The sequence below is a fragment of the Amycolatopsis alkalitolerans genome (assembly GCF_006152065.1).
GTDB lineage: Bacteria > Actinomycetota > Actinomycetes > Mycobacteriales > Pseudonocardiaceae > Amycolatopsis_E > Amycolatopsis_E alkalitolerans.
The window spans coordinates 1-25,744 of record NZ_VDFW01000051.1 but is presented as its reverse complement, the minus strand read 5'-3'; the positions used below and the strand labels follow the sequence as shown (position 1 = coordinate 25,744).

26 protein-coding genes and 1 pseudogene are annotated in these 25,744 nt (G+C 69.5%); 18 read left to right on the top strand and 9 right to left on the bottom strand.

Annotation, left to right across the window (positions count from 1 at the left end):
- Positions 1-137: 137 nt before the first annotated feature.
- From FG385_RS32455 to rpiA, 4 genes are all read left to right on the top strand, one after another.
- Complete coding sequence (locus FG385_RS32455) at positions 138-431, top strand: hypothetical protein (RefSeq protein WP_139100632.1); 294 nt, start codon at positions 138-140, stop codon at positions 429-431.
- 139 nt (positions 432-570) lie between these two features.
- The gene (locus FG385_RS32450; RefSeq protein ID WP_139100631.1) at positions 571-1,185 is read left to right on the top strand and encodes a GPR1/FUN34/YaaH family transporter; all 615 of its coding nucleotides are present in this window, start codon (positions 571-573) and stop codon (positions 1,183-1,185) included.
- A gap of 79 nt (positions 1,186-1,264) precedes the next feature.
- The gene (locus tag FG385_RS32445; RefSeq protein WP_139100630.1) at positions 1,265-2,476 is read left to right on the top strand and encodes an NAD(P)/FAD-dependent oxidoreductase; all 1,212 of its coding nucleotides are present in this window, start codon (positions 1,265-1,267) and stop codon (positions 2,474-2,476) included.
- Between the two features lie 19 nt (positions 2,477-2,495).
- Entirely contained in the window at positions 2,496-3,230 is a 735-nt protein-coding gene (gene rpiA / locus FG385_RS32440) for a ribose-5-phosphate isomerase RpiA (RefSeq protein WP_139100629.1), read from the top strand.
- A gap of 22 nt (positions 3,231-3,252) precedes the next feature.
- Here the strand turns inward: rpiA and FG385_RS32435 are convergent, their stop codons facing one another.
- The 3 genes from FG385_RS32435 to FG385_RS32425 all read right to left on the bottom strand — a co-directional run bounded on the left by FG385_RS32435 (position 3,253) and on the right by FG385_RS32425 (position 6,604).
- Positions 3,253-4,461, bottom strand: coding sequence for a dipeptidase (locus FG385_RS32435; RefSeq protein WP_139100628.1), 1,209 nt, complete (start codon positions 4,459-4,461; stop codon positions 3,253-3,255).
- A gap of 274 nt (positions 4,462-4,735) precedes the next feature.
- On the bottom strand, positions 4,736-6,181 hold the full coding sequence (locus FG385_RS32430; RefSeq protein ID WP_139100627.1) for a DNA-binding protein: 1,446 nt from the start codon (positions 6,179-6,181) through the stop codon (positions 4,736-4,738).
- A gap of 123 nt (positions 6,182-6,304) precedes the next feature.
- A complete protein-coding gene (locus FG385_RS32425) occupies positions 6,305-6,604 on the bottom strand; it encodes a hypothetical protein (protein ID WP_139100626.1) in 300 nt (99 codons plus the stop codon).
- A 477-nt stretch (positions 6,605-7,081) separates the two neighbouring features.
- On the opposite strand from FG385_RS32425, the gene FG385_RS32415 reads away from it, so the two are divergent.
- The 6 genes and pseudogenes from FG385_RS32415 (at position 7,082) to FG385_RS32390 (ending at position 12,499) form a co-directional block, all read left to right on the top strand.
- Positions 7,082-7,993, top strand: a complete 912-nt coding sequence (locus FG385_RS32415) for an LLM class flavin-dependent oxidoreductase (protein WP_139100625.1) — start codon at positions 7,082-7,084, stop codon at positions 7,991-7,993.
- Between the two features lie 190 nt (positions 7,994-8,183).
- Complete coding sequence (locus tag FG385_RS32410) at positions 8,184-8,966, top strand: molybdopterin-dependent oxidoreductase (RefSeq protein WP_139100624.1); 783 nt, start codon at positions 8,184-8,186, stop codon at positions 8,964-8,966.
- Positions 8,967-9,119: 153 nt separating this feature from the next.
- Positions 9,120-10,157: a CaiB/BaiF CoA transferase family protein gene (locus FG385_RS32405; protein WP_200834762.1), complete on the top strand. Its 1,038-nt coding sequence runs from the start codon at positions 9,120-9,122 to the stop codon at positions 10,155-10,157.
- Between the two features lie 143 nt (positions 10,158-10,300).
- A pseudogene (locus tag FG385_RS32400) lies at positions 10,301-10,903 on the top strand (enoyl-CoA hydratase/isomerase family protein); the annotation flags it as partial.
- Positions 10,896-11,531 carry a 3,4-dihydroxy-2-butanone-4-phosphate synthase gene (locus tag FG385_RS32395; protein WP_160148944.1) on the top strand — a complete coding sequence of 212 codons (636 nt, stop codon included), beginning with the start codon at positions 10,896-10,898 and terminating at the stop codon, positions 11,529-11,531. The pseudogene FG385_RS32400 and the gene FG385_RS32395, both read left to right, overlap by 8 nt.
- The gene (locus FG385_RS32390) at positions 11,528-12,499 is read left to right on the top strand and encodes a class A beta-lactamase-related serine hydrolase (protein ID WP_235022930.1); all 972 of its coding nucleotides are present in this window, start codon (positions 11,528-11,530) and stop codon (positions 12,497-12,499) included. Before FG385_RS32395 ends, FG385_RS32390 begins: the two co-directional genes overlap by 4 nt.
- A gap of 239 nt (positions 12,500-12,738) precedes the next feature.
- Here the strand turns inward: FG385_RS32390 and FG385_RS32385 are convergent, their stop codons facing one another.
- The 3 genes from FG385_RS32385 to FG385_RS32375 all read right to left on the bottom strand — a co-directional run bounded on the left by FG385_RS32385 (position 12,739) and on the right by FG385_RS32375 (position 15,453).
- On the bottom strand, positions 12,739-13,395 hold the full coding sequence (locus FG385_RS32385) for an arsenate reductase ArsC (RefSeq protein WP_139100621.1): 657 nt from the start codon (positions 13,393-13,395) through the stop codon (positions 12,739-12,741).
- Complete coding sequence (locus FG385_RS32380; RefSeq protein ID WP_139100620.1) at positions 13,392-14,078, bottom strand: arsenate reductase/protein-tyrosine-phosphatase family protein; 687 nt, start codon at positions 14,076-14,078, stop codon at positions 13,392-13,394. The genes FG385_RS32385 and FG385_RS32380 overlap by 4 nt, the downstream gene beginning before the upstream one ends.
- A 112-nt stretch (positions 14,079-14,190) precedes the next feature.
- A complete protein-coding gene (locus tag FG385_RS32375; RefSeq protein ID WP_139100619.1) occupies positions 14,191-15,453 on the bottom strand; it encodes a cation:proton antiporter in 1,263 nt (420 codons plus the stop codon).
- A gap of 91 nt (positions 15,454-15,544) precedes the next feature.
- Between FG385_RS32375 and FG385_RS32370 the strand changes: the two genes are divergently transcribed.
- Genes FG385_RS32370 through FG385_RS32355 form a run of 4 tightly spaced genes read left to right on the top strand, consistent with a single transcriptional unit; the run spans position 15,545 to position 17,803 of the window.
- Complete coding sequence (locus FG385_RS32370) at positions 15,545-16,378, top strand: SMP-30/gluconolactonase/LRE family protein (protein ID WP_200834761.1); 834 nt, start codon at positions 15,545-15,547, stop codon at positions 16,376-16,378.
- Between the two features lie 23 nt (positions 16,379-16,401).
- Entirely contained in the window at positions 16,402-16,971 is a 570-nt protein-coding gene (locus FG385_RS32365; RefSeq protein ID WP_235022929.1) for an SRPBCC domain-containing protein, read from the top strand.
- Positions 16,971-17,333 carry an ArsR/SmtB family transcription factor gene (locus FG385_RS32360; RefSeq protein WP_139100633.1) on the top strand — a complete coding sequence of 121 codons (363 nt, stop codon included), beginning with the start codon at positions 16,971-16,973 and terminating at the stop codon, positions 17,331-17,333. The genes FG385_RS32365 and FG385_RS32360 overlap by 1 nt, the downstream gene beginning before the upstream one ends.
- On the top strand, positions 17,330-17,803 hold the full coding sequence (locus tag FG385_RS32355) for an SRPBCC family protein (protein WP_139100618.1): 474 nt from the start codon (positions 17,330-17,332) through the stop codon (positions 17,801-17,803). The genes FG385_RS32360 and FG385_RS32355 overlap by 4 nt, the downstream gene beginning before the upstream one ends.
- 94 nt (positions 17,804-17,897) lie before the next feature.
- Here FG385_RS32355 and FG385_RS32350 read toward each other — a convergent pair whose 3' ends face one another.
- Entirely contained in the window at positions 17,898-18,383 is a 486-nt protein-coding gene (locus tag FG385_RS32350; RefSeq protein WP_160148943.1) for a nitroreductase/quinone reductase family protein, read from the bottom strand.
- Positions 18,384-18,528: 145 nt separating this feature from the next.
- Between FG385_RS32350 and FG385_RS32345 the strand changes: the two genes are divergently transcribed.
- Both FG385_RS32345 and FG385_RS32340 read left to right on the top strand, forming a co-directional pair.
- Complete coding sequence (locus FG385_RS32345) at positions 18,529-19,782, top strand: alkaline phosphatase family protein (protein ID WP_139100616.1); 1,254 nt, start codon at positions 18,529-18,531, stop codon at positions 19,780-19,782.
- Positions 19,779-20,852 (top strand): alkaline phosphatase family protein, encoded by a 1,074-nt coding sequence (locus tag FG385_RS32340; RefSeq protein ID WP_139100615.1) that lies wholly within the window; start codon positions 19,779-19,781, stop codon positions 20,850-20,852. Before FG385_RS32345 ends, FG385_RS32340 begins: the two co-directional genes overlap by 4 nt.
- Before the next feature lie 49 nt (positions 20,853-20,901).
- Here FG385_RS32340 and FG385_RS32335 read toward each other — a convergent pair whose 3' ends face one another.
- Together FG385_RS32335 and FG385_RS32330 are read right to left on the bottom strand one after the other, a co-directional pair.
- Positions 20,902-22,500 (bottom strand): PEP/pyruvate-binding domain-containing protein, encoded by a 1,599-nt coding sequence (locus FG385_RS32335; protein ID WP_139100614.1) that lies wholly within the window; start codon positions 22,498-22,500, stop codon positions 20,902-20,904.
- A complete protein-coding gene (locus tag FG385_RS32330) occupies positions 22,497-24,437 on the bottom strand; it encodes a hypothetical protein (protein ID WP_139100613.1) in 1,941 nt (646 codons plus the stop codon). The genes FG385_RS32335 and FG385_RS32330 overlap by 4 nt, the downstream gene beginning before the upstream one ends.
- Positions 24,438-24,689: 252 nt before the next feature.
- On the opposite strand from FG385_RS32330, the gene FG385_RS35375 reads away from it, so the two are divergent.
- Complete coding sequence (locus tag FG385_RS35375) at positions 24,690-24,812, top strand: hypothetical protein (protein ID WP_268815968.1); 123 nt, start codon at positions 24,690-24,692, stop codon at positions 24,810-24,812.
- Between the two features lie 561 nt (positions 24,813-25,373).
- Positions 25,374-25,685 (top strand): CHAD domain-containing protein, encoded by a 312-nt coding sequence (locus tag FG385_RS32325; RefSeq protein WP_139100612.1) that lies wholly within the window; start codon positions 25,374-25,376, stop codon positions 25,683-25,685.
- The last annotated feature ends 59 nt before the right edge of the window (positions 25,686-25,744 follow it).

The following is a 25,744-nucleotide window of genomic DNA, read 5'->3' as shown; positions in this document are numbered from 1 at the left end:
CGATCTACAACGCCACCGACCCCGCCGCAGCCGCCAGGGAACTCAAAAAACGCGCCACCGCCTAACCCGATCAGCCCGCTGTGTGCCCGGCACCGGCTCGGCACACAGCGGGACCTGACGAGAGAAAGGAAGTCGGCATGGAACGTAACGAGTCGGGCACCCGATCCGCTCGGGCGACGGGTGAACCCAGCGCCTACTGCTCCTTGCTGCTGCAGGCCGCGGGAATACTGCGGTTGCGCTACGTGCAGTGCCGCCGGGATACCACCCTGTCCCCGGCCGCCGCGGACGAACTGGCGACCGTCTTCGAGGGTATCGCCCTGAACCATTCCGACTTTGACCAGATCGATCCGAACGAGGCGATCGCCTTGGCCCATCGCCTGATCGACGACGACCATCCTGAGCTGTCCGGAATGTGGCCCAGGACCGGCTGAGCTGCCGGACACGGCGACTGTCTCCTGCAGAGAATTCAACGGGCGAGGTGGACGGGACAGTCGAGCACGACCGCGGTGACGGCGTTGCCGCGGAACGCCTCGCCGCGAGGATCATTCAGAGCTCAACGAGGAGTAAACGATGACCGCTGCCGTTGCCACCGAAGCCCCTGCCCGATCCGCGCCCGAGGGCGACCCCGCCCTGATCGGCGTACCTACCTTCGTAGTCGGCGCGACCGCACTCGGCTTGGTGCTGACCGGATATGTCCCCGCCAGCGCCGTCGGCGCCTCGATCGCGATCATTCTGCCCGCCACCGGCCTTGGCCAGCTTGTCGCCGCGGTGTGGGCCGCCTCACTGGGCCAGAACGCCGTCGCCTCCGTGTTCGGTGTCTTCGCCGGATTCTGGCTCAGCTACGGGGCACTCGTGCTCGGCCTGACGCACAACTGGTTCGGCATCTCCGCGAGCGCGGCAGTCGCCACCCAAGGCCTGTTCCTGATCGCCTGGTTGATCACGATCGTCCTGCTGACGCTGGGCACCCTGCGGCTGCCCGCCGTGTTCACGCTGCTGTTCACCTTGATCGACCTCGCGCTCGCCGTTGTGCTGTACGGCACGGTGAACGGCTCCACGGCTGCCACCACCGTGGGCGGGTACGTCGTGTTCTCGTTCACCGCGGTCGGGGCCTACATGTTCCTCGGCGCGCTGTCCGCGGCGACGGGCGGCAAGCCGCTGCCGCTGGGCCGTCCGGTGCTGCGCTGACCGCGCACCGGGTGGGCGCCGCTCTTGGCCGCCCACCCGGTGCCCGGCATCCCCGGCCTCATCGCAAAGGAGTTCACCCGTGACCTCGCCGAGGTTCGTCATCATCGGTGCCGGCCTGGCCGGAGCAAAAACGGCCGAATCGTTGCGCGCCAAGGGGTTCAACGGACAGGTCACGATCGTCGGGGACGAGGAGCAGCTGCCGTACGAGCGCCCGCCGCTGTCAAAGGACTATCTGGTCGGCAACGCGGCCCGCGACAGTCTGTACGTCCACGATGCGGAGTGGTATTCCGACCAGCGGGTCGAGCTTCGCACGGGCATCCGCGCGACCCGCATCGACCGGACCTCGCGCCGGGTCGAGCTGTCGGACGGCGCCGGCCTCGGTTACGACAAGCTTCTCCTGGCCACTGGTGCCAGCCCCCGCCTGCTGCCTGATACCGCCGGCGTCCACTACCTGCGCCGCATCGAAGACTCCGACCGGCTCAAGCGGCTGTTCACTACCGCCGCCAGCCTGATCGTCGTCGGCGGTGGCTGGATCGGGCTGGAAGCCGCGGCCGCCGCCCGCCAGGCCGGGCTTGCCGCCACGGTCGTCGAGGCACTCGAGCTGCCACTGCTGCCCGCACTCGGCCGCGACGTTGCCACCGTCTTCGCCGATCTGCACCGTCAGCACGGCGTCGACCTGCGCCTCGGCATCCAGGTCGAACACGTCGGCAACGACGGGCAGGGCACACGGGTCAGGCTCGCCGACGGCAGCGTGCTCGAGGCCGACGCCGTCGTCGCGGGCATTGGCGCCGTGCCCAACACCGGCCTCGCCGAAGCGTGCGGGCTACGCGTCGACAACGGAGTGGTGGTCGACGCGAACCTGCGCACCAGCGACCCGGACATCTTTGCCGCCGGGGACGTCGCCAGCGTCTACCACCCGCTGCTGGGCCGCCACCTGCGCGTCGAGCACTGGGCGAGCGCACTCAAGCAGCCTGCGGCGGCCGCCGCAAGCATGCTCGACAAGGACGAGGCCTACGACGAACTGCCCTACTTCTACACCGACCAGTACGACCTCGGCATGGAATTCCTCGGCACCATCGACGGCCACGACCGCGTAGTGTTCCGCGGCGACCTGCCCGGCCGCGAGTTCATCGCCTTCTGGCTGAAGAACAACCGCGTCCGGGCCGGGATGAACGTCAACATCTGGGACGTCACCGGCCCGATCAAAGCCCTCATCCGTGCCGGCCGCCCTGTCCACCCGGACCGCCTCGCCGACCCGGGGATTCCCCTCGACCAGGTCGCCACCGCGTGACCTGTGAAAGGCCCCTTCCATGGAACCGAAAACCGGCCTCGACCGCGCCAAGCGCGCCGCCGGCGTCAAGGCTGCGGAGCGCTACTGCACCGGGGGGATGAAACTCGGCCTGGGGTCCGGCACGACCGCGCACTGGTTCGTCCGCGCGCTTGCCGAACGGGTCCGCGACGGGCTCGACGTCGTCGGTGTGCCCACCTCGACCGCGACCCGCGATCTCGCACTCGAACTCGGCATCCCGCTCGCTGATCTCGATGCGTTCCCGGAACTCGACCTCACCGTCGACGGCGCGGACGAGATCGACCGGCACGGCGACATGATCAAGGGCGGCGGTGCCTGCCTGCTGTGGGAGAAGATCGTCGCGCGGGCGTCCCGGCGCGTCGTCATCGTCGCCGACGATGCCAAGATCGTCGACCGGCTCGGCGCATTCCCGCTGCCCATCGAAGTCCTTCCGTTCGGCTGGCTCAGCTGCCGCGGTCTCATCCACGACCTGCTCACCAGCTTCGGATACGACGACCTCGCCATCGAACGCCGCACCCGCGACGGCAACCCGGTGATCACCGACAGCGGCAACTACATCCTCGACGTCGACCTGGGCGGCATCGGCAATCCGGCAACCCTGGCCATGCAGTTCAACCAGATCCCGGGCGTCATCGAAAACGGCCTGTTCGTCGGCATTGCCCACGAGGTCGTGGTCGGCAACGCCGACAACACCGCCGACGTCCTCGGCCTACCGCTTCCCCAGCTCGTCGGGTGACCGCCCACCATGGGGGAACCCGTCATACCGCGCTGTCGAGTTCGGCCATGGTGGCGATGGATGGCCGCTCGGTGCGACTGAACTCGACGGCCACTCGCTGCCCATCCCGCAAGACGCGCACGGCGTTCGACCACGTCAGCTTCGCGATGTCAGGCTCCGACCAGCCCCGGTCGAGCAGTTCGGCGATCAGGCGCGGATAGCCGGACACGTCGTCGAGGCCCGAGGTGGTGTCGGTGGTCCCGTCGAAGTCGCCGCCAAGACCGATGTGGTCGATGCCGGCGATCTGGCGCATGTGGTCAAGGTGATCGGCCACAGTGGACACCGTGGCGCGCGGGCGAGGGTGGGCAGCCTCGAACTCGCGTCGCACGGCCGCCGCCTCCGCGCTCGTTTCGAGGCGGTCGAATCCGTGGGCACGCATGTTCTCGTCTGCGGCGCGATTCCACTCGCCCACTTCGGACAGTACAAACGCGGGTACGAAGGTCGCCATCGCCACACCCCCGTTGGCGGGCAACTGGGCGAGCACGTCGTCAGGAACATTGCGCGGATGGTCGCACACCGCCCGGGCCGACGAATGGGAAAACACCACCGGGGACCGGCTCACCCGCAGCGCGTCGCGCATCGTGTCCGCGGAAGTGTGTGAGAGGTCGACCAGCATCCCGAGCCGGTTCATCTCCCGGACCACCTCCTCACCGAACGGCGTCAGCCCACCCGCGGCAGGCGTATCCGTCGCCGAATCGGCCCACGGGACGTTCTTGTTGTGCGTCAGCGTCATATACCGCACGCCCAGCGCGTACAGAGCACGAAGCGTTGCCAGCGAACACGCGATGGAGTGACCACCCTCGGCACCCATCAGCGAAGCGATAACACCCTGCTCGCGAGCAGACTCGACGTCCTCGGCCGTGAACGCGGCCCGCAACGCCTGCGGGTAGCGGGCGATCAGGGAGCGCACACAGTCGATCTGTTCGAGTGTCGCGCTGACCGCACTGTCACCACTGAGATCGGCGCGCACGTACACGGACCAGAACTGTGCACCGACGCCCCCGGCGCGCAGCCGATCGAGGTCTGTGTGCAGAGTCTGCGACTGGTCCGTGGCGATGTCGCGGCGATCGAGGTCGTACCCGACCTGTTCGCGCAGGGCCCACGGGAGGTCGTTGTGGCCGTCCACGACCGGGTGCCGCGCCAGCAGCGCGCGTGCGTCGCTGATCGCCGCGTCGTCTGGACCGAGGGTCATCCCGCGCCACTCTCCTCTACCTGGTGCTGCTCGGACAGAACTTCGTACTCCCAACCTATTCGCCGAGTTTGCCCGCTGCGGTGTCGAGTTGGCTGGTCCGGTCGCTGACTTTGCCTCCGGCGACAGCGGCCGGCCAACTCGATAACTCCCCGAGCCAACTCAGCGACGCCAAGGGCCAACTCAGTGCCCTGGCAAGCAAACACACCCGCGCGCAAAGACAACAAGATCACGAAACACCAGCGGGGCAGTGGGCTTGCCGAAATCGGTCCGGCGATCACAAGCCGAGCATTCGCCGGATCTCGGGAGCTTGCCGCCGCGACACGGGCACGAGTTCGGGGTGGCGGGGGTCCGTGATGAGGAAGAGCTCGCCGTTCGTGCCCCGCTCCAGCTCGGCGACCCGGCGCATGTTAACCAGGAAACGCCGGTGCACGCGGCGGAAGCCGTACGATGCCAGCGACCGGTCGACGTTCTCCAATCCTCGCGTGGCGGCTTGGAACCGGCCTCGATCGGTGGTCAACCACACGATATGGCGATCGGCCTCGGCATAACGGATCTCCGACGGCGCGAGCAGCACCAGCCGATCGTTGCGCATACCGATCACCCGCGGCGGCATGGACGACGACGGCGTTTCCGGCGGTCCGTCGTAGGGCTCGCCCTCCTCCAACCCGAAGATGCAGAACATGCCGACCACGTGGTTCGACACGATGATGGGGCGCAGCGTGACCGGCATCGAGTTCTCGCCCGACGGAACGGCGATCCAGGCGTATCCGCTCCACTGTGGACGCTGCAACGCCCGGCCGGCCGCCCAGGTCACCACTTTGGCCAGCTCCGGAACGTCCGGCAACCAGCGCTTTGCCGGCTCGATGGCACCACGACCCACCGGGACCGTGTCCGGTACCCCCAGCATGGAGGTAGCCGGCTCGTTGGCGGCGATCACCTGCCCGCCCCGGTCAATGGCCAGTACTGGAGCGTTCGTCTCGACACACTCGCGTTTGAACGCCGAGACCACGCTCTTGGCTTCCGCCATCGCGCGCCGGTAGATCTCCTTCTCCACGTTCGCCGCGACATTGCTCAGCCAGGTCGAAACCTGATCGGGCAGTAGTGCTCCCCACCGCGAAACATTGATCGACGCGATCGGTACCCCGGTGACCACGTCACGAATCGCGATGCCGGCGCATGCCCACTGGTGCAAGCCTTCGCACCAGTGCTCGGGTCCCGTGACGGTAACCGGGCCGGACACCTCGAAGGACGTCCCCATGCCGTTCGTACCGGTGGACCGCTCCGACCAGGACGACCAGGGCGAGAGGTTGCTCGCGTCGGCCCGGCGCCGCGCGGTGGGATCTCCCCACGCGCCGAGGATGCGCCCCACCCCGTCCGTGACCGTGACGACGCCGCCGTCCGTCTCGACTTCCTGACCGCCCAGTGCGGCGAACCCGCCGAGGTTGGTGAAGATCGCGTCGTGCTCGATCCGGTAATCATGGTAGTCGGGGGCGCCCGGCGCGCGGAGCAGCGATGAGTCCACTTCGTACTGATCGCGGCACCGGTACCACGACGCCAGGATCGACGGCCGCACGCCCTCCACGATGTCGGCGCCGCCGGCGAAGCTCTCCCAGGCCCGCGTGACCGTCCTTGCCCTGGCGGCGAACGACTGTTCGCCCGCGAGCTCATGGCCGTTGGTCGTACTCAGCGCGATTTCCAGCGGCGGCACTTGCCCGGCCATCGCGACCTCCTTATCGCTGCGCGGGCCCGAGACGAGCCGCCGAAAGTGTTGCCAGTTGCCCGGGTGATCACACACCCACTCGTCGGCCGCAGCCTCGCCGCTGCCCTACCCTGGCGTTCTTCGCTACGCCGCGTACTCGCGACGGGCGAGAACGGACCACGCGCGCAGTGTGGGATATCCCCTCGTGGTGATCCGCACCTGGTGGCCTCGTTCGAACAGGTGGTGCGTGTCGATGTCGATCAGATCCGCGGCCCACAGGTCACGGAGGGCATGCCGCAGATCGTCTGTCATCTGGGAGGTCTCGCCCGTCACCCAGTCATAGCCGGGTGCGGGCTCGAGAAGCCCGTTGTTGTAACAGATCTTGCCCTGGCTCACGGCGGCCAAGGCCTGGTAACGGTTGACTGTGAATTTCGCGGTGGACACTACCGATCACCCGTCCGGCGGGCCTGGCGGTTGGCGCAGGGCCCCGGCGCGATCCGCTTGCCGAATCCGGAGCCTTGCACCACCACAGGCGTAGTCCCGACCATCAGCCCCGGTAGAAGTAACCGGTGACCTCTGCGCACACCTCGACGACCGTGGCCTCCGGCGTTTCCCACTTCATACTTCTCTCCTCGCGTTGACTGCGCCCGACGACCGGGCGACGTGGCCCGCGCGATTTCGAGAACGAACCGCGTCAAGACTCGCTCTCCGAAAATCAGCGCTCCGATCGAGTCTCGTCGACGTCCAGGAGCCCCGGCAACAGGCGTTGAACGAGTGGTCGGGTATCGGTGCCGAACGGCACCCGCGCGGCCCACGACGGCTGGCGCGGTCCGTACCACGCGCCCGACCCCGCGACCTTCTACGGTGGAGACCATCGTGGGTACACCGATAACCCGACTCTGAAGGGCTGAGTGTGGTGCTATGACGGATCTGGCGTTCGGGTTCTCCCTCGTACCGACCCTCGACATCGGGTTCCACCGGGAGATCGCGGTGGCCGCGGAGGAAAGCGGATTGCGGTTGCTGGGTATCCAGGATCATCCGTATGTGCCGGATTACCTGGATACGCTGGTGCTGGCCGGGCAGGTGCTGGCGGTCACGAGCCGGATCAGCGTGTTCCCGGATGTGGTGAACCTGCCGCTACGCCCGCCGGTGATGCTGGCGAAATCGGCGGCGGCGCTGGACATCGTCTCCGGTGGCCGGTTCGAACTGGCTGTCGGTGCGGGTGGGTATTGGGATGCCATCACCAGGATGGGTGTGCCGCGCCGCTCCCGCGAGGAAGCCAACACCGCGCTGGAGGAGGCCATCGCGATCCTGCGTGCGGTGTGGGGTAGCGGGCCCGCGATCCGGCAGCGGGGCGTCTTCTATGCGGTGGACGGTGCGCGGCCGGGCCCCGCACCCGCGCACCCGATCGGCATCTGGACCGGCGCGCAGGGCCCGAAAGCGCTGGCGCTGACCGGGCGCCTCGCGGACGGCTGGGCCGCACCCATCGCGTCCTACCTCCCGTACGAGAAGTGGCCCGAGGCGAACGCGATCCTCGACCAGGCCGCCACCGCGGCCGGCCGCCGCCCGCGTGATATCCGGCGGATCGCCCAGCTGGTCGGCGAAATCACCGACCGGCCCGGCGACAGCCACACCGAGCACGGCTCCGCCCCGGTACGCGGCACCGCCGACCAGTGGGCGACGCTGCTGGCGCGCCTCGCGCTCGAGCAGCCCTACACCGCGTTCGTGTTCTGGCCCGAGCAGCAGACTGTGGACCAGGTCGTCCGCTTCGGCCACGACGTCGCCCCCCTCGTGCGGGAGACCCTCAACTCCGGCCGCGCTGATGCCTCGTGACCTGGCGGATTTGGGGTGCCGGCGGCGAGGAACGCGAACACCCCCGCGATACCGAGCGAGACGCGCAGCCCGTCAGCGATGCCCAGTAGTAGCCCGACCGGCACCTGGGCCACGGGGCTTGCTCAGGCCAGGGAGAACATTCGAGGGTCCACGACAGGTAACGCGTGCGAGTGAAACGCGACTTCCTGACATGGGTACGACGGCGTCCCTGGGGCATTCTGGCAGCACCCGGCAGGTGTCGACCTTCTGCGCGCTGTGCGTGTCTCGTTGCGGTGCCACTGCCACGGTCCGGGACGGGACGCTGGTCGCGCTCGAACCGGCGCCGGACCATCCGACCGGGCACGCGTTGTGTGTGAAGGGCAAGGCCGCGCCCGAGCTGGTGTACCACCGGGACCGGGTGCTGCATCCGCTCAAGCGCACCAACCCCAAGGGCGCACCGGACCCGGGCTGGCAGCGGATCAGCTGGGACGAGGCGCTCGACACCATCGCGGAGCGGCTCACCACGCTCGCCCGCGAATCCGGGCCCGAGTGCGTGGCGTTCGGCACCGCTTCGCCGTCGACGTCGGCGATGTCGGACTCGGTGGACTGGGTGACCCGGCTGCGGCGCGCCTTCGGCAGCCCGAACCTGTGCGGCTATATGGAATCGTGCGGCTGGGGCCGGTACCTCGCCCCGACCTACACCTACGGTATGCCGGTGCCGGGCGCGTTCGTGCCGGATCTCGAGCAGGCCGGCTGCATCCTGTACTGGGGCTACAACCCGTCGATCTCGCGGCTCGCGCACGCCACCAGCACGGTCGCCGCGGTCGCCCGCGGCGCGCGGCTCGTGGTCGTCGATCCGCGGCGGGCCGGGCTGGCCGGCAAGGCACATCACTGGCTGCGGGTGCGTCCGGGCACGGACGCCACGCTGGCGCTTTCACTCACCCACGTCATGATCGAGCAAGGCTGGTTCGGCCTGCGGAAGGCGGTCGCCTGATGGACCGGTCGCCGGACGCACCGCTACCGGGGCTGCGCGTGCTGGAGTTCGGCCAGATCGCGGCCGGTCGTTCGCCGGTTCGCTGCTCGCCGACCTGGGCGCCGACGTCGTCAAGTCAAGGTAGAGCGGGCCGGTGACGGTGACGGTGACGGCATGCGGCTGTGGCCACCCCTGATGGGCGAACCGGATGCCCCGGTGCGTTACAGCGGCAATTTCGCGTCCGTCAACCGGAACAAGCGAAGCATCGCCGTCGACCTGAAGTCCGCGGGCGACAAGGCCAGAGTTCTCGAACTCGCCCGCGCCGCCGACGTCGTCGTGGAGAACTTCCGCGCCGGCACGCTCGATCGCCTTGGACTCGGCTACGAGGTGCTCGCCGAGGGCAACCCGAAGATCGTCTACTGTTCGATCTCCGGCTACGGGCAGACCGAGCCGTATGCCCGGCGCGGTGCTTTCGACCTCACCGTGCAGGCGGTGTCCGGGCTCATGAGCGTCACCGGCGAGGAGCACGGTGAACCTGTCAAATGCGGCGTTCCGGTGGGCGACTTCGTTGCCGGGCTCTACGCCGCGTACACGATCACGGCCGCCGTGCACCGGGCTCAGCGCACCGGGCGTGGCGGTCGTATCGACTGCTCGATGCTGGGCGCACTGCTCGCCATCGCCGCCCTCCAGACCAGCGAGTACTTCGGCACCGGCCGCGACCCGCGGCGGCTCGGCTCGGCGCATCCCCGAAACGCGCCCTACCGGGCCTTCCGCGCGTCGGACAAGGGCTTCGTCGTTGCCGCGGGAAACGAGGACCTGTGGCGGAGGTTCTGCGCGGTCGTGGGCCTGCCCCGGTTGACGGACGATCCGCGGTTCCGAACGCAGGAACTGCGCGCCCGCAACCAGGACAAGCTCACCAAACTGCTCGCCCGGCCGTTCCTGGACAGGGACGCGGCGTCCTGGCTGGCCGCGTTCGAAGACGCCGGGGTGCCGTGCGCCCCGATCAACACCTTTTCCGAGATCCTCACCGACCCGCAGGTCGCAGCGATGGGCCTGGTCAAGCCCCTCGAGCTGCCCAACGGGGTCACGACCAGCACGATCACCTTCCCGGTCCCGATCACGGGACACGCCGCGCCCCTGCGCCCGCCCCCGCTGCTCGGCGAACACGACGACGAGGTCGCGAAGGAGTGGCTCGATGACCACGAGCGTTGAGACCCGGAGTGCGGACGAGGTGCGCGTCGAACGGTCCGGCGACGTCGTCACGGTCACCATCGACCGGCCACGGCGAGCGAACGCCCTTGATGAGGCCACGGTCGAACGTCTGCTGACCGCAGTCGAGACGGCGGCAGGCCAGGGCACCCCGGGCCCTCGTGCTCCGGGGAGCGGGCCGGCACTTCAGCGCGGGTTTCGACATGTCCGGCGTCCTCGACAGCAGCGAGGGTGACCTGCTGCGGCGATTCATCCGCATCGAACAGCTCCTCCAGCGGCTCCGCCGAGCGCCCTTCATCACCGTGGCCTGCGTGGGCGGCAACGCAATCGGGGCAGGGGCGGACATCGTCGCTGCGTGCGCGTACCGGCTGCTCGATCCCCGGACCACGGTGCGATTCCCGGGCTTTCGATTCGGTGTGGCGCTCGGCACCCGGCACCTCGCCGCGCTCGTCGGAACCCGCGCCGCCCGCGACATTCTCCTGAACTCATCGGACGTCGACGCCGCGACCGCGGTCCAGTTGGGGCTTGGCACCGCCGTCGTCGCGTGCGAGCAACAGCAGGCGGAGACGGAGCGGATCCTGGCGGCGACCGATACCGTCGACTCGCCTTCGGGCGCGGCGATTCTGGCGCGGACGTCGGTGATCTCCGATGCCGACGACGCCGCGGACATGGCGGCCCTGGTCTCGTTGCTGACGAGGCCCGGGCTATCCCGTCGTCTTGCCGATTACCTGGGCAGTACCCGTGATTGACGTGGTCCCACGGGTTGGTGCCGCTGTCGCGGCACTCGGCCGGTCCGAGCCGGTCGTGTTGACCGACACGGCGACGGACGTCGCGGCACTGGTGCTGTCCGCCGGGACGACCGAGCCGTCGACGGTGGCCTTTCTGGTGCGGCATACCTCCGGTTTCCTCTGCGCGGCGATGCCTCCGCAGGTGCCGGACCGGCTAAGGATCCCCGTCAGCCCTGCCCGGGACCTGCATTTCCCGGATTTCGAGTTCGGGATCTCCGTGGACGCGGTGGGCACGGGAACGGGGATCTCGGCCTCGGCCAGGGCGGCCACGTTGCGGCGGCTGGCCGATCCGGCCGCGGCGGCCGAGGATTTCACCCGCCCTGGCCACGTGATCACTGTCCGGGTCCGGGCCGCTCACGCCCTGCCCGTGAGCCTGCCCAGCGGTGCCGTCGAGCTTGTCCGGGCCGCGGGTGACGAACCGGTTGCCGCGTACGGGCATCTGGTCGGTGAACGTGATCCGACCGGACTGGCGACCACGCGCGAGGCCGAGGGATTCGCGAGGCGCGAACGCCCGGCCACCGTGTCGATAGCGGAGCTCGGCCACCGGGGACGATCCGGGCCCGGGTGTCGGTTAGCCTGCGGCGGATGACTCGACCGAGGACACCGATGCGAGGCGCCACGGCCAGGCGCGGCGGTATGTGGCGGTGGGCGATCCTGGTGACGGTGCTGACCGTGACGTCCGGGATCGCCGGCTGCGGGATGGCGACCAGTGCGGGCGGCGCGTCGATCAGCCCGTCGCCGGTGACCGGTTCCCCCAGTCCGGGCACGCCTTCCGGTCAATCCGCGCCACCGCCGTCGGCCTGTCCGGTTGTGGTCGCCGGTTTCGACTGTGACCTGCAGCGGAGGTTCGCGACCGTGCAGGCGTACCTGGCGACCCGGCCCGGTGTTGTCGGCGTGGTCGTGCACGACCGGCAGACCGGGGCGGTGTGGCGGACCGGGGCCACCGACACGCCGATGTGGACCGAGTCGACGATCAAACTGGCGATGGCCGTGGACCTGTTCCTCCGGGACCGCGCCGGGAAGATCAGCCTCACCCCGGCCGACCGCTCGCTGATCCAGCGGATGCTGCACAGCTCCGACGACAACGCCGCCGACTCGCTCTGGTCCGAGTTCGCGGGCCCGGACAAGATGGCGTTCAACCGGGACTTCGCCGGCTACGGCATGACCTCGCTGGTGCCGCAGCGCGGGTACAGCAAGACGTTCCCGTACTGGGGCTTCCAGAAATGCACCCCGAACGACCTGGACCGGCTGGTCAACTACGTGCTCGACAAGTTGCCGGCGGACACCCGGCAGTACATCGTCGGCCAGCTCTCCGCCGTCGACCCGGACCAGAGGTGGGGCGTGTGGGCGGCCGGTCCCGCGGCGAACCCCGGCAACAAGGATGGCTGGGGGCCGGAGGACAACGGCTGGGTCATGAACACGGTCGGCTGGGTCGGCCCCGGCCAGCGGTACACCCTCGCGGTGATGAACGAACTCCGCGGACACGGCGGCGAGGAGGACGGTCGCGACACCGACAGCCACGTCGCCCAGCTCCTGTTCGCCGGCCACTTCCCGTGAGCGCACCCGTCCTGGCATTCCGATGCACGGCCACGAGCTGCTGGCGAACGAGGCGTCATCCACGTCGACAACCCGTGCGTGTCGCCGTTGCGGGCGGGCGCGGTGGTGTCGGTGGCGGCGGCCGCGAGCGGTGTGCTGGCGACGTCCGGCGCACACCCACCCGTCCCGCCGCTCGCCGCTGATCAGCCCGGCCTCGCGCGGCTCGTGTGTCGGCCACGCGGAGCAGGCGGTGAGCTCGATCAGGCGCGCGCGGCAACGCCGAGATCGTCGAGGAGCTGCCGGACCCGGCGTTCGATCTCGTCGCGGATGGGCCGCACATCGGCCACGTCCTTACCGGCGGGATCGTCGAGTTCCCAGTCCAGATAGCGCTTGCCCGGGAAGACCGGGCAGGCGTCCCCGCAGCCCATCGTGATCACCACATCCGCGGCCCGCACGATCTCCTCGGTCCACGGCTTGGGGAATTCCTTGGAGATGTCCACCCCGCGCTCGGCCATCGCGGCGATCGCGGCCGGGTTGATCTCCGACCGCGGCTCGGAACCGCCCGACCAGGCCGTCGCGCGATCACCGGCGAGGTGCTGGAAAAAGCCCAGCGCCATCTGGCTGCGCCCGGCATTGTGCACACACAGAAAGAGCACGACCGGCAGCCCGCCTTGCTCCGCACCCTCGACTTTGGCCAGGGCACGGAGCCGTTGCCGCGCAAACCGTTCGGCCAGCAGGGGCAGGTAGTTCGCGACGGTGCTGGTGGCCGCGAACTGGTCGTAGCTGGAGCGCAGGAACCGCTCGATGGTCTCCGTGCCGAAGATCCCATCGAACTCGCGCCGCAGGTTGGCCGCGGCGGTGCGCAGGGCCAGTTGCTGGTCGACGCTGAGGGCGAGGTCGGGCGGGGTGCCGGTCATCGTGTCTCTCCAGAGTCGTGGATGGCGGGAGCCAGCCGGTCGATCCGGCCGGTGAGCTCGCGCAGGACGCCCTCGAAGGCATCGTCGGTATCGACACGAGCGGGATCGGGAACCGACCAATGCAACCGGTCCGTCGCGCCGAGGGCCTCGTGCGCGTTGTCGCACACCGCGACGACCAGATCGTCCGGCCGCAGCACGTCACGGACATGCGTGGGGCGGGACCGCGCCAGCGACAGGCCATGAGCCCGGGCGACAGCCAGCGCACGAGGGTGCACCCGCCCGGCTGGCCGGGTGCCCGCGGACGCCACCGGCACCGTGCTCCGGCGCCGCCACAGCGCGGCCGCAAGCTGCGAGCGAGCGGAGTTGTAGGTGCACACGAACAGCACGCGCGGCGCCGTTCGTGCGCCCACCGGCGCCAGGTTCGCCAGCGCGCCCGGCTTCAGCCGCAGGTAGGTACGCCGATGATCACCCTCGGACCGGGACCGCTCCAGGAGTCCGGCCTGCTCCAGCAACTTCAGGTGATGCGCCAGCAGATTGCTCGGCAAACCCAGCTCGCGGCCGATCTCGCTCGGCGAGGCGTCCCCGAGCAGTAGCCGATCGACGATCGCCAGCCGCGCGGGCTCACCCAAGGCCGCGTGCACCTCGGCCCGCACCACCATCGAAGAAGGCCACTCAATATCCATTGACTCAATTATCATTGATCATTTTGCCGGAGTCAAGCACGGCTTGCGATGGGCAGCAGCCGGACCGGCCTGCGCCGGCGCCGGGCGGTCGGCGCCGCGGCCGCTCCCCCGCTCAACGACCAGCGTGCCGGTCGGCCGCGGGGCGGCGGCGCAGTTCCGCTAGATCGGTGAGGTGCAGCATCGGCCCGGTGAGGGCGGTGGTCACCAGCGCCATCACCACCAGCGCCAGATACAGCGGCGCGGTGAGGATGCCCGCGCTGTAACCCGCCTGGAGCACGATCAACTCCGTCAGGCCCCGAGAGTTCATCAACGCGCCGATCCGCAGGCTGTCCCAGCGGTTCTGACCGCCGATCCGCGCGCCGAAGTAGCCTCCGGCCACCTTGCTCGCCGTACCGAGCAGCACGGCGAGCACGATCAGCATGATCGGTACCACGCCGAAGCTCTTGGTGAACACGGTGACGCCGGTGACCACGAAGAAGACCGGCACCAGCCGGTATCCCGCCGTGGTGACCCGGCCCATCGCGGCGGACCAGTGCCTGCCGGGCCCGGTGGGTACCGCCAGACCGGCGAGCACCGCCCCGACGACCACCGTCAGGCCCAGCCACTCCAGGGTGGTCGCCATGCCGAGAGCAAGCCCGCCGATCACGATCACGGTCAGCCGCGGTTTCCCGCTCATCCACTGGTCCACCGCTGGCGCTCGCAGCACGGCCCGGATGGCCAGAGCCACCACCACGCCGCCGGCGAGCACCGCGATCGACAGGAGGAACCGGTCCAACCGCCCGTCGGACAGGCCCACCGCCACGGGGAGCACCAGCCAGCAGATGGCGTCGATCACGATCGACGAGCCGAAGGCCAGCCTGCCCACCGCGGTCCCGGCCATGCCGCGGTCGGCCAGGATCCTGGCCAGCACCGGCACCGCGGTGATCGACATGGACACCGCCAGCATCAACACCAGCGACACCGCCGGCGCGGTGCCGCGCACCGCGGGATAGCCGGTACCCAGCACGTAGCCGGCCAGGAGGACACCTGCCACCGACGCGGGCACCAGCGAACCGGCGACGGTCCAGCCGACCGCCTTGGCCGACTTGCCGACCCGGTCGGCCCGCAGTTCGTGCGTCAGCCCCACCAGGAACAGCCCGAGCGCGGCTTGGGCGAGCAACGTGAGACCGTGCAGCAGCGAACCGGGCAGCGCCGAAGCGAACCGGGCGGGCCCGAGCAACCAGAACGCCAGCGGCCCGATGGCCAGACCTACGGTGATCTCGCCGATGACCTCGGGCTGCCGCAGCCAGGCGGCCACCACTCGCCCCAGTCCGATGGCCAGCGCGATCACCGCGAGCAGGGCTGCTACATGAACCAGACCGCCCAGCAGAGCCATAACGCCGTAAGGATAGCCCAGCAAGGGGCACGTTCGATGAGTTCCGGCGCCCGGCCGGGTCCATCCGTATACCAAGCGGAAGGGAAATGCCGTGAGCACACCAAAAGTCCTGATGGAAGGCGTCGTGTTCGGCGAGTCACCGCGCTGGCACGACGGGCGGGTCTGGTTCTCCGACTGGGGCGCGAACCAGGTGATCGCGCTGGACACCGACGGCACTCACCGGGTGGTGGTCACGGTCCCGTCGTTCCCGATGTGCATCGACTTCCTGCCGGACGGGCGCCTGCTCGTCGTGGACTCGGCACAACGACGGCTGTTGCGCCGCGAGCCTGACGGGTCGCTGGTCCAGCATGCCGACCTTTCCGGGGTCTCGGAGAAGCCGTGGAACGACATCGTGGTCGACGACCGCGGCAACGCCTACGTCAACACCATCGGCTTCGACTTTCCCGGCGGTGAGTTCGCGCCCGGTCTGATCGTGCTCGTCACGCCGGAGGGCCACGTCCGTCAACTGGCCGGCGACCTCGCGTTCCCCAACGGCATGGCGATCAGCCCAGACGGTACGACGCTGGTCGTCGCCGAGTCGTACGCGAACCGGCTCACCGCCTACGACATCGGCAGCGACGGTGCCCTCGGCGACCGGCGCGTGTGGGCGGAGACACCGGACGACCACCCAGACGGAATCTGCATGGACGCCGAGGGCGCGGTCTGGTACGCCGACGTCGGCAACCAGCACTGCGCTCGCGTGCGCGAGGGCGGCGAGGTGCTGGATACCGTCGACCTGGATCGCGGCGCGTTCGCCTGCACCCTCAGCCGCGGGGACGACCCGCACCTGTTCGTCGTCGGCCAGACCTGGGGCGGACCCGAGTCGCAACCCAGCGGGCAGGTCGTGGCCTTCCCGGCGCCGGCACCAGGCGCGGGGAGACCCTGACCCGCCTCGGTGGCCGTGCCCTCGTGGACGGCCAGGACCGCAACGACTGGTTGCACAACGGCACCACGGCGGCTACTATGCAACCAATCGTTGCAAAAGAGGAGGACGGGATGGAGTTCGGATCGATCGAGCAGTCGGTATTCGTCGACGCTTCGCCGGCTGTGGTGTACGAGGTGGTGAGCAGCCCCGAGCACATCGCCGGCTGGTACGTCGATGAGGCCGAGTACGAGACCGTCTCGGGCAGCAGGGGCCACTTTGCCTTCGGCGCGCCGGAGCGCCGGGTCGAGGTACCGATCACGGTCGTTGAGGCGGTGCCTGGGGTGAAATTCAGCTTCCGCTGGATGGCCCCGCCCGCGCCGGAGATCCCGCCGGTCGGCGCCACGCTGACCCCGGAGAACTCGCTCCTCGTGACCTTCGACCTCGCGCCGCAAGGCGACGGCACGCTGCTGACGGTAACCGAGGCCGGCATGCGGGAACTGGGTTGGGACGCTGCCCTCCTCGAGAACTACTACAACGACCACAGCGAAGGCTGGATATCGCTTCTCGGCAGGCTCGAAAAGTACGTCGGGCAGCGCACCGCCGGGCGACCATGATGGCTTCCGACATCGACGAGGCCCTGTGGGCCGCGATCGGCGACCCGACCAGGCTCAGGGTGCTCGACCTCCTTCTCACCCGGGGTCCCGGCACAGCCAGCGGCCTGAGCCGCGAACTGCCGGTAACCCGGCAAGCAGTCGCCAAGCACCTGGCCATCCTTGAACGCAACGGTCTGGTCAGTCCCGAGCCGGTCGGCCGTGAGATGAGGTACGCGGTGAACCCGGACCAGTTCGCCAGGGCCTGCGCCCAGGTCGCCAGGGTGAGCCGGGCCTGGGACCTCCGGCTCCGGCGCATCAAGGCGATCGCCGAGACCGCTCAACGCTCCCGCGACCAAAAAGGTGGAGAAGGAACCGAGAAATGAACGACTACGAACGGGTCATCCGGGTTGCCGCCGACTGCACTGCCGTGCACGCCGCGCTGACCACCACCGACGGACTCTCGGCCTGGTGGACCACGTGCACCGGCTCCGGCCAGTCAGAGGGCGAGCTGAAATTCTGGTTCGATGGTCCCCAGCCCTGCGTCATGCACGTCGAAGAAGCCACACCGTCAGCGGTGCGATGGGTCGTGACCGACTGCGACTTCCTCCGGGACTGGGTCGGCACCCGCCCCACCTTCTCCGTCACGCCGGCAGGGAGCGACCGGTGCGAAATCAGGTTCCGGCACCACGGACTCACGCCGGAACTCGACTGCATCGAGGTGTGCACCCAGGGCTGGAACCATTTCATACCCAGCCTGCGTAGCTACCTCGAGACCGGGACCGGCGCACCCTACGGATGCGCCGAAGACATCGCCCGCCGGAAACGGCGCGCCGGGCGAGCAGCAGCCGGATGATCTCCTTCTTGCCGGCGAAGTGGCGCAAGGTCCGCCGCCGCGGCGGTACCGCTCGTTGAACGGCCCATACCCTAATTTGGTGCCACAACCGAAGTCAGGACCGGCGTTCGGTCCGTTCGAGGACGAAGACGGATCGTGCGCCACCCTTGTCGTGGAACGCCTGATACGCGGGCCAGATCCGGGTCAGGTCCGGCCAGTATCGGTCGAGCTCGTCCACGGATGCCTCGTGCGCCAGCACATCAAAGGTGTCGCGGCCAACCTGGACGTGCACGTGCGGGTGGGCGCGAAGGTTCAGCGTCCAGGGATTCGGCCGCTCGAAGCCGGGATTGACGTTGCAGACGACGAAGCGCTCCCCATCGCGGAGGTACAGCAGCGGCACCGTCCGCTCCTTCCCGGTGCGGCGCCCGGTGGTCGTGATGAGCAGGACTGGTGCCTGGCCGGTGAGCGACACCCGGCCGCGGGTTGCGCGGTAGAGCCAGCGCTGCACCGGCGAGACGACCCGGCCGATCACGACAACCCCGGGGCGCGTCCCGCCCACGCCCCTGACGACGCGAAGCAGCGCGCGCGTGAATCCGCCCACGGGCCCCATCGTCCGAGCCCCGTAGCGGCTCCGCCAGAGCCGAACGTCACGCACGCTGGCGCGGCCCGCACCGGTAGGTTGCCGGGAGTTGAACATTCGCGCCGGGTGATACTCATCGGTAACCTCTGTGGGCTACAACAGGCGGGTGACCGCTTCACGACGACAGTTCCTCGCCGGCGCGGCCTCGGCGGCGTTCGCCACGACCCTTGGCGCCGAGGCGTCGGCGGCGACCTCATCGCTCCCATCGCCCGACTCGTCCGGTATCGACCACATTGTCGTGGTCATGATGGAGAACCGGTCGTTCGACCATTTCCTCGGCTGGCTGCCCGGCGCCACCGGCAAGCAGGCCGGACTGACCTATGTGGACTCCGCCGGCGCCGCGCACCGGACCTATCACCTCGAGGATTTCCAGGGCTGCGCGCATCCCGACCCCGACCACAGCTTCGAGGGCGGGCGCGTCGAGTACAACGACGGCAAGTGCGACGGCTGGCTGCGCGCCGGAAGCAACGATGTGTTCAGCATCGGCTACTACCAGCAGCCGGACCTGGCGTTCTACGGGCAGGCCGCGCCGTACTGGACGGTGTGCGACCACTATTTCTCGGCGATCATGGCCGAGACCTACCCGAACCGGTTCTACCAGCACGCCGCGCAGACCGACCGGATCCACAACTCGACCGCGATCTCGACGCTGCCGACGATCTGGGACCGGCTCGCCGATGGGGGCCTGCAGGGTCGCTACTACTTCTACGACACGCCGTTCACCGCACTGTGGGGTGCGAAGTACCTGCCGATCAGCCGCCCGTACGGCGAGTTCCTCACCGACTGCGCGGCCGGCACCCTGCCGCACCTGTCCTTTGTGGACCCGAAGTTCCTCGACGAGGACTCCGGCAGCTCGGCCGACGATCACCCGCACGCCGACATCAGGGCCGGACAGTCCTTTCTGGACCAGGTGTACCGCGCGGTGACCGGCGGCCCGGCCTGGGAACGCACCCTGCTCGTGATCAACTACGACGAGTGGGGCGGGTTCTTCGACCACGTGCCGCCCGCCGTCGCGCCGGATGCCAACCCCGACTGGGGGCTGCGCGGGTTCCGGGTGCCGTGCCTGGTGATCTCGCCGCGCGCGCGGCGCGGTCATGTCGCGCACGACGTCTACGACCACACCTCGATCCTCAAGATGGTGGAGTGGCGGTGGAACCTGCCGCCGCTGACCGTGCGCGACGCGGGAGCGCGCAACCTGGCGGAGGTGCTCGACTTCACCGACCCGCCGGACCCGACCGCGCCACGGTGGCCGGTGCCACACGTCGTCGGGCTGCCGTGCGCGCTCAGCCAGTACATCGACTACGAGCAATGGGTCGCGCTGAAGAACCTGGCGCTGGACAACGGATGGACGCTGTCATGAGGCTCAAATACCTGGCCGTCGCCCTACTGGCCGCGGCATCCCTCGCCATGGCGGGCTCGGCGAGCGCCACCGCCGCACTGCCCCCGATCGGGCACGTGTTCGTGATCAACCTGGAGAACAAGGGATACGACGAAACCTGGGGCCCCGGCTCGGCCGCCCCCTACCTCAGCCAGACCCTGCGGGCTCAGGGGGTGCTGCTGACGCAGTACTACGGGATCGGGCACAACAGCCTGGACAACTACCTCGCGCAGATCTCCGGCCAGGGGCCGAACCTCGAAACCCAGGCGGACTGCCAGATCTACGACGAGTTCCGCCAGACCGGCACCATCGCCCCGGGCCAGGCCGTCGGGCAAGGCTGCGTGTACCCCGCAGCGGTACCCACCCTGCCCGCTCAGCTCACCGCGGCCGGGCTCACGTGGAAGGGATACCTGGAGGACATGGGCACACCCTGCCGTCACCCGGCCATCGGCGCGGCCGACGACACGCAACAGGCCACGGTCGGCGACCAGTACGCGGCGCGGCACAACCCGTTCGTCTACTTCCACTCCATCATCGACACCCCCGCCTGCGCGAACGACGTCGACCTCTCGAAACTTCCCGGCGACCTCGCCTCGCCGCAGACCACGGCGAACCTCACCTACATCACCCCGAACCTGTGCCACGACGCGCACGATTCGCCCTGTGTCGACGGTGAACCCGGTGGCCTCGCCTCGGCCGATGCCTGGCTGCGCCAATGGGTTCCGATGATCACCTCCTCCCCCGCGTTCGGCCGCGACGGGATGCTCGTGATCACCTTCGACGAGTCGGACGGCCCGGGCTCGGACTCCAGCGCATGCTGCGGCGAGGGCCCCGGCCCGAACACCCCGCTGCCCGGGATCACCGGCCTCGGCGGCGGCCGCACCGGTGCGCTCGTGCTGTCGAAGTACACCGCGCCCGGCAGCTGGAACGACCGGCCCTACAACCACTACAGCCTGCTGGCCAGCATCGAGAACCTGTTCGGCCTACCCCACCTCGGGTACGCGGCCAGCACCGGACTGAACACCTTCGGCCTCGACGTGTACAACCGCTGACCACGCCTGGTCATAGCGTCGCGCGATACGGGCGCAGGTCGAGCGTCGGCTATTCGTGTTGGGCCGAGTGGTCGTGCTGCCACGCGCGTATTCGGTCGACGTATTCGGTCGGGCGTTCCTCGATGAGTTCGAGTGCGCCGGCGTAGACGCTGCCGTCGCTGCCGTCGACGGTGATCGGGTCGCCCTCCCGGAGTTCGCGGGTGCCGATGCGCACCGTGCGGGCCGCGGCGTCGATGGTGAGGGCGGTGCAGTTGACCAGGCTGACGACACCGAGCTGGCGGGCGACCACGGCCGCGTGCGACGTCCGCGCGCCGCGAGCGGTGAGCAGGCCACCGCACACCGCAAGGGCGGCCATGTCATTGGTGGACGCCTCAGGCCGGACGAGGATCGCCGGCTCACCGCGCTGGGCACGGTCGGCCGCGGCGGTCGCGTCCAGCGCGATGGGTCCGCTGGCGACACCGGCGCTGGCAGGGACAGCGCGCCCGAGCGGCCGCCGCGCCACCCCTGAAGCGAGGCGGTGCCTGGTGATGTCGTCCAGGTCGTAGCCACCCAGCCGGTCCAGGGCGGTGTCGCGGTCAATCACGCCCTCGTCGACCAGGTCACAGGCGATGCGCAGCGCCGCCCAGGGTGTGCGTTTGGCGTCGCGGGTCTGCAACAGCCAGAGCTTGCCCTCCTCGACGGTGAACTCGAAATCCTGTGCGTCGGTGAACTTCTCTTCCAGGGTGCCGCTGACCTCGCCCAGCTGCCGTGCGAGGTCCGATGTCAGGTTGGCGGCCACCCCGTCGTCGATGCGGTCGCGGCCCGCGACCACGTCCTCTCCTTGTGCGTCGAGCAGGAAGTCCAGGTACAGGCGGCGCTCACCGGTGGCCGGATCGCGGGTGAAGGCGACGCCGGAGCCCGACCCCAGCCCCCGATTGCCGAACACCATGGCCTGCACGGTGACGGCCGTGCCGGGAAGGCCGGTCAGCCGCTCCATCCTGCGGTAGGCCACCGCCTTGTCGGTGTTCCATGACCGGAACACGCCCTCGACCGCCCCGGTCAGCTGCACCGTCGGGTCCTGGGGAAACGGCCTGCCCACCACAGCGCGGTAGGTATCGAGCATCCGGGCGGTCAGCTCACGCAGGGCGGCAACGTCAAGCTCGTTCACCGCGGGCACCTCGTGGCGCCGGATCGCGGCATCGACCAGCTCGGTGAACGGGGCGGGTGAGCTGGCGTCGACGACCTCGGCGTAACACTGGATCAACCGCCGGAAGGAATCCCACACGAAGACCGGATCACCCGTCGCGCGCAGCAACCCCGGCAGCGTCGTCTCGCACAGCCCGACGTCCAGAACCGTGTCCAGCATGCCGGGCATCGACACCGGCGCACCCGAGCGCACAGACACCAGCAACGGGTTGCGGGTGCCACCGAACCGCCGGCCAGTGCGTTGTTCCAGATGGCGAATACCGCGGGCGGTCAGCTCGCGAACGTTCGCGCCGAGGTATCCGCCGCGCGCGTGGTAGTCCGCGCACAGGGCGGTGCCGAGCACGAACGCCGGCGGGATGGGCAGTCCGGCCTCGATCATGCGCATCAGGCCGGCCGCTTTCGCGCCGACGATCCCGGCATCGGGCTCGGTGGATTCGTTGGCGCCCAAGAGAAACAGGCTCATCGGCTGGCCACCAGACCGAGAATATGGTCGCGCAGCCGCAGCGCTGAGCGCAGCAACGCGTCGGTGGCCTCTTCCATGGCCCGTGACACGCCGTCCGCGACGTAGAGGCTGCGGAACTCGGGGGCGTCGGTGACCAGCGCCGCCCGCGTCGACCGGTCGGCCGAGTCGGCAGCGTGCTCCAAAGTGCCGACCCGCTCGATGGCCAGCAGGAAGTCCTCCAGGTCTTCCGGCTCGGCGTCGTCGACGACGGACCGCGCGAGCTCGACCGCCTTGAGGTGTTCCCGAGCGGCCCGTACCGTCACCGCCGCGACCCGTTCGAGCAGGGGCCGCACCGCACCGATCGCGCCCGGCGGCACCAGGGTCAGCTGGAACACCGCCTCCTCCAGGGAATCGATGGCGTCGTCGGCGCTGGTCGTCAGCTGCGCCACGGTCGCACCACCCTCAACCCGCCGGGCATCCCGGCGCTGCACCAGCACGAACTGGTCGGCCTGGTGTTCCCACCCGGCGGCCCGGCCCGCGGCTCGCCGCAGGTAGTCCACGCCGCCTGGCGCGCCCAGCCGCAGCAAGGCCGCGTGCAGCGCCTGCGCGCATTCGACGATCAAGCTGGCGTGCTCGGCGCTGGTGTCCAGCAGCCTGCGGTGGGATGCCTGGACGTGCCTGCGGACCTCGACGCGCACCTCGTCGTGGATCAGTCGCGTCGACTTGCCGGCCAGCCGGCCCAGCGCCGCGGCCCGCAGTGCGAACTTCGTGATCGCCACGGTGGCCTCCCGGCCGAGCACCTCCACCAGCGGTTCCCCGTAACGCGCCGGTACCGTGACCGCGGCCTCGACCGCGTCGTAGATCAGCCGTTCACCGCCAAGGGACAGCCACGCCAGATGCCCGGCATTCTCCTCGGCAGCCCAGCTCAGCACGGCGATCGCGTCGTCCCGGCCGAGCAGCGGGGTCAACCGCTTACGCGCCCGGTTCCAGTCCAGCACGAACACCAACCGCGATCCGACCCGCCTCAGGTAGGCCGCGAGCGCCGCGGTGTCCGTCGCCACGAATCGCCCGACGGCGACGTGGTGCTCGCCGAGGGTCGCCCCGCCTTGCCGGCGCTGGACGTCGGACCAGGCGATGTCGTAGCCGGCCAGCATGGACTCGAAAAACCGCAGCCTGCGCGCGTGCACGTCGGTGTAGGTCAGCGTGGCCACCAGCCCCTCGACCGCCAGCAGCACCACGTGCGCGTTCGTCGTGCCCAGCTCGTTCTGGATCACCAGACGATCACCGGCCCGGGTCGCCGTCGTCGCCAGGCCGGGATGGTCGAACTTCAACGCCTCGGTCTCGTGGACCCCGGCCACGAACGCGGCCACCAGCTCACGGTCACCATCGCCGAGTTGGTAACAGGCCGCACCGTCGACCGACTCGGTGGCGATCAGGGCCTGCAGCTGGTTCAGCGCGCGGTGGGCGTCCATCACCAGCAGATGCGGCGAGTCCCCGTCCTGGCGGCGGGTCGAGGTGATGCCGTCGACGTACTCACCGGCCAGCAGGTCGCCAGTGAGGTCGGGCGCCGCGGCCGCCAGCGCCGCCAGGCGCGACGCGTCCGGCGCGGTGACGTCGGCCGCCGCCAGCGGTGCCAGCATCTCCCTGATCGCGGCGAACAGCTCCTCATGAATCCGCCCGGCTCCGGGGATCAGGTACCGGCCGTCGCTCGCCCGTTCGGTCTTGGCGACCACCTCGTCGTAGCGCGGGTCGCGCACTCCGGCGGCAAGCCGTTCCGTACGCAGCACCGCGAACGGTTCCGCCGGGTGGTCGGCTCGCGTTCTGGCCGCCTGCAACAGACTCAACAGGTATTTCGCACGCTCGTTAGCCACCAGCCCACGGTTGACCAGGAACGGCAACAGCAACGTCGACTCGCCCAGTTCCTCGACAATCTCCGTCTTGGTCGCAAGAGCGGTCATCGTCTGGACCTCCAAGTGTGCGCACGGTGCCCAATCACCGGGGGCGACGTCGTGGGCCGCCAGTTCCGTGTCCGTCCACCGCGTCAGGATCCCCACGTGGCGGCACGCACCGTCAGGGCCGTTCGACCCGGGTCGAACGGGCCGTCCGTCGCTTGCGGTTTCACCGATTTCGGTTGGAGGGACCACGGTCAGGTGTTGAGCGGGCCGCTCGACCGCTGACGTCCGGCGGCCCCCACTCGTAGCGTCGCAGATATGCGGGAAGAGGAACTGAAATTCTCGGTGAACGACGAGTCCGTCCTGCCGGAGCCAGCCGCGCTCGCGCCCCGTGGCGGTGAGGTCGCACAGGTGGGCACTCGCCGGTTGCCGGCGACCTAACGTGCGGGAGGAGCTGACCGCGGACGGCGCGCCGGGCAAACCCCCACACGAACTGGCCCGGCTGCTCACCGGGTGGCTGCGCACGGCCGAGTTGGTTCCGGTGGTGTCCCTGCACACGACCGGCGACGTGTGGGAGGTCCACGACCGTGGCGGCGAGACGCCGGCCGAGATGGTCGACGACACCGTCAGGGTCCGCGATGGCCGCGAGACCGATGACGATTTCCGCGAGCTGGAGATCGAACGGAAGGCGAGCGGTGACGCCGCCGCGACGCTGCTCATCGAGGCAGGCGCGACCGGTGGCGGGTTCGTGCCCAACGCGATCCGGGCGCTGGGCCCGCAGGCGTTGGAGCCGCCCGGCATCATCCCGCCCGGCGGGCTCTCGCAGCGGCCTACGGGGGCCGAGGTCGTTACACATGCCCTGCGCCGAACCGTGGCCCGGCTGCTCGACTACGACCTGTGGGTCTTCGCGCCCCTGGTCGACCCCGAATTCGCCGCCTCGATCACGTTCGCTGGCTGGGCGGTGTGCTCGGCGGTGTGCTCGGCGAACCCTGAGATGCCGAGGTGCTGCACGCCCGGCTGCATCGCACCGCCGACGCCGACCCGCTGGCCCCGCTGGACAAGCACGCGATCACCGTCCTCGCCACCGACCTGGCCGAGCGCAACCGGCGCGCGCTACATGCGCTGGCCGAAGCGATGGACACCCGCCGCTACGCCGAGATCCTTGACGCCCTCGTCGACGCGGCCCGGCAACCCCAACTCACGGCACAAGCGCGGCATCCCGCCACCCACACCGTCCCATGCCGGGTCGCCGAAGCCTGGCGCAACCTCAAGACCGCCGCGCAGCTCAAGCCCCTTAACCCCAATGCCGCGTAGTTAGTGGTCTTGGTAGGTCGTCAACCGTCAAGGATCTGGACGGTGATGGTGGTTGTGTA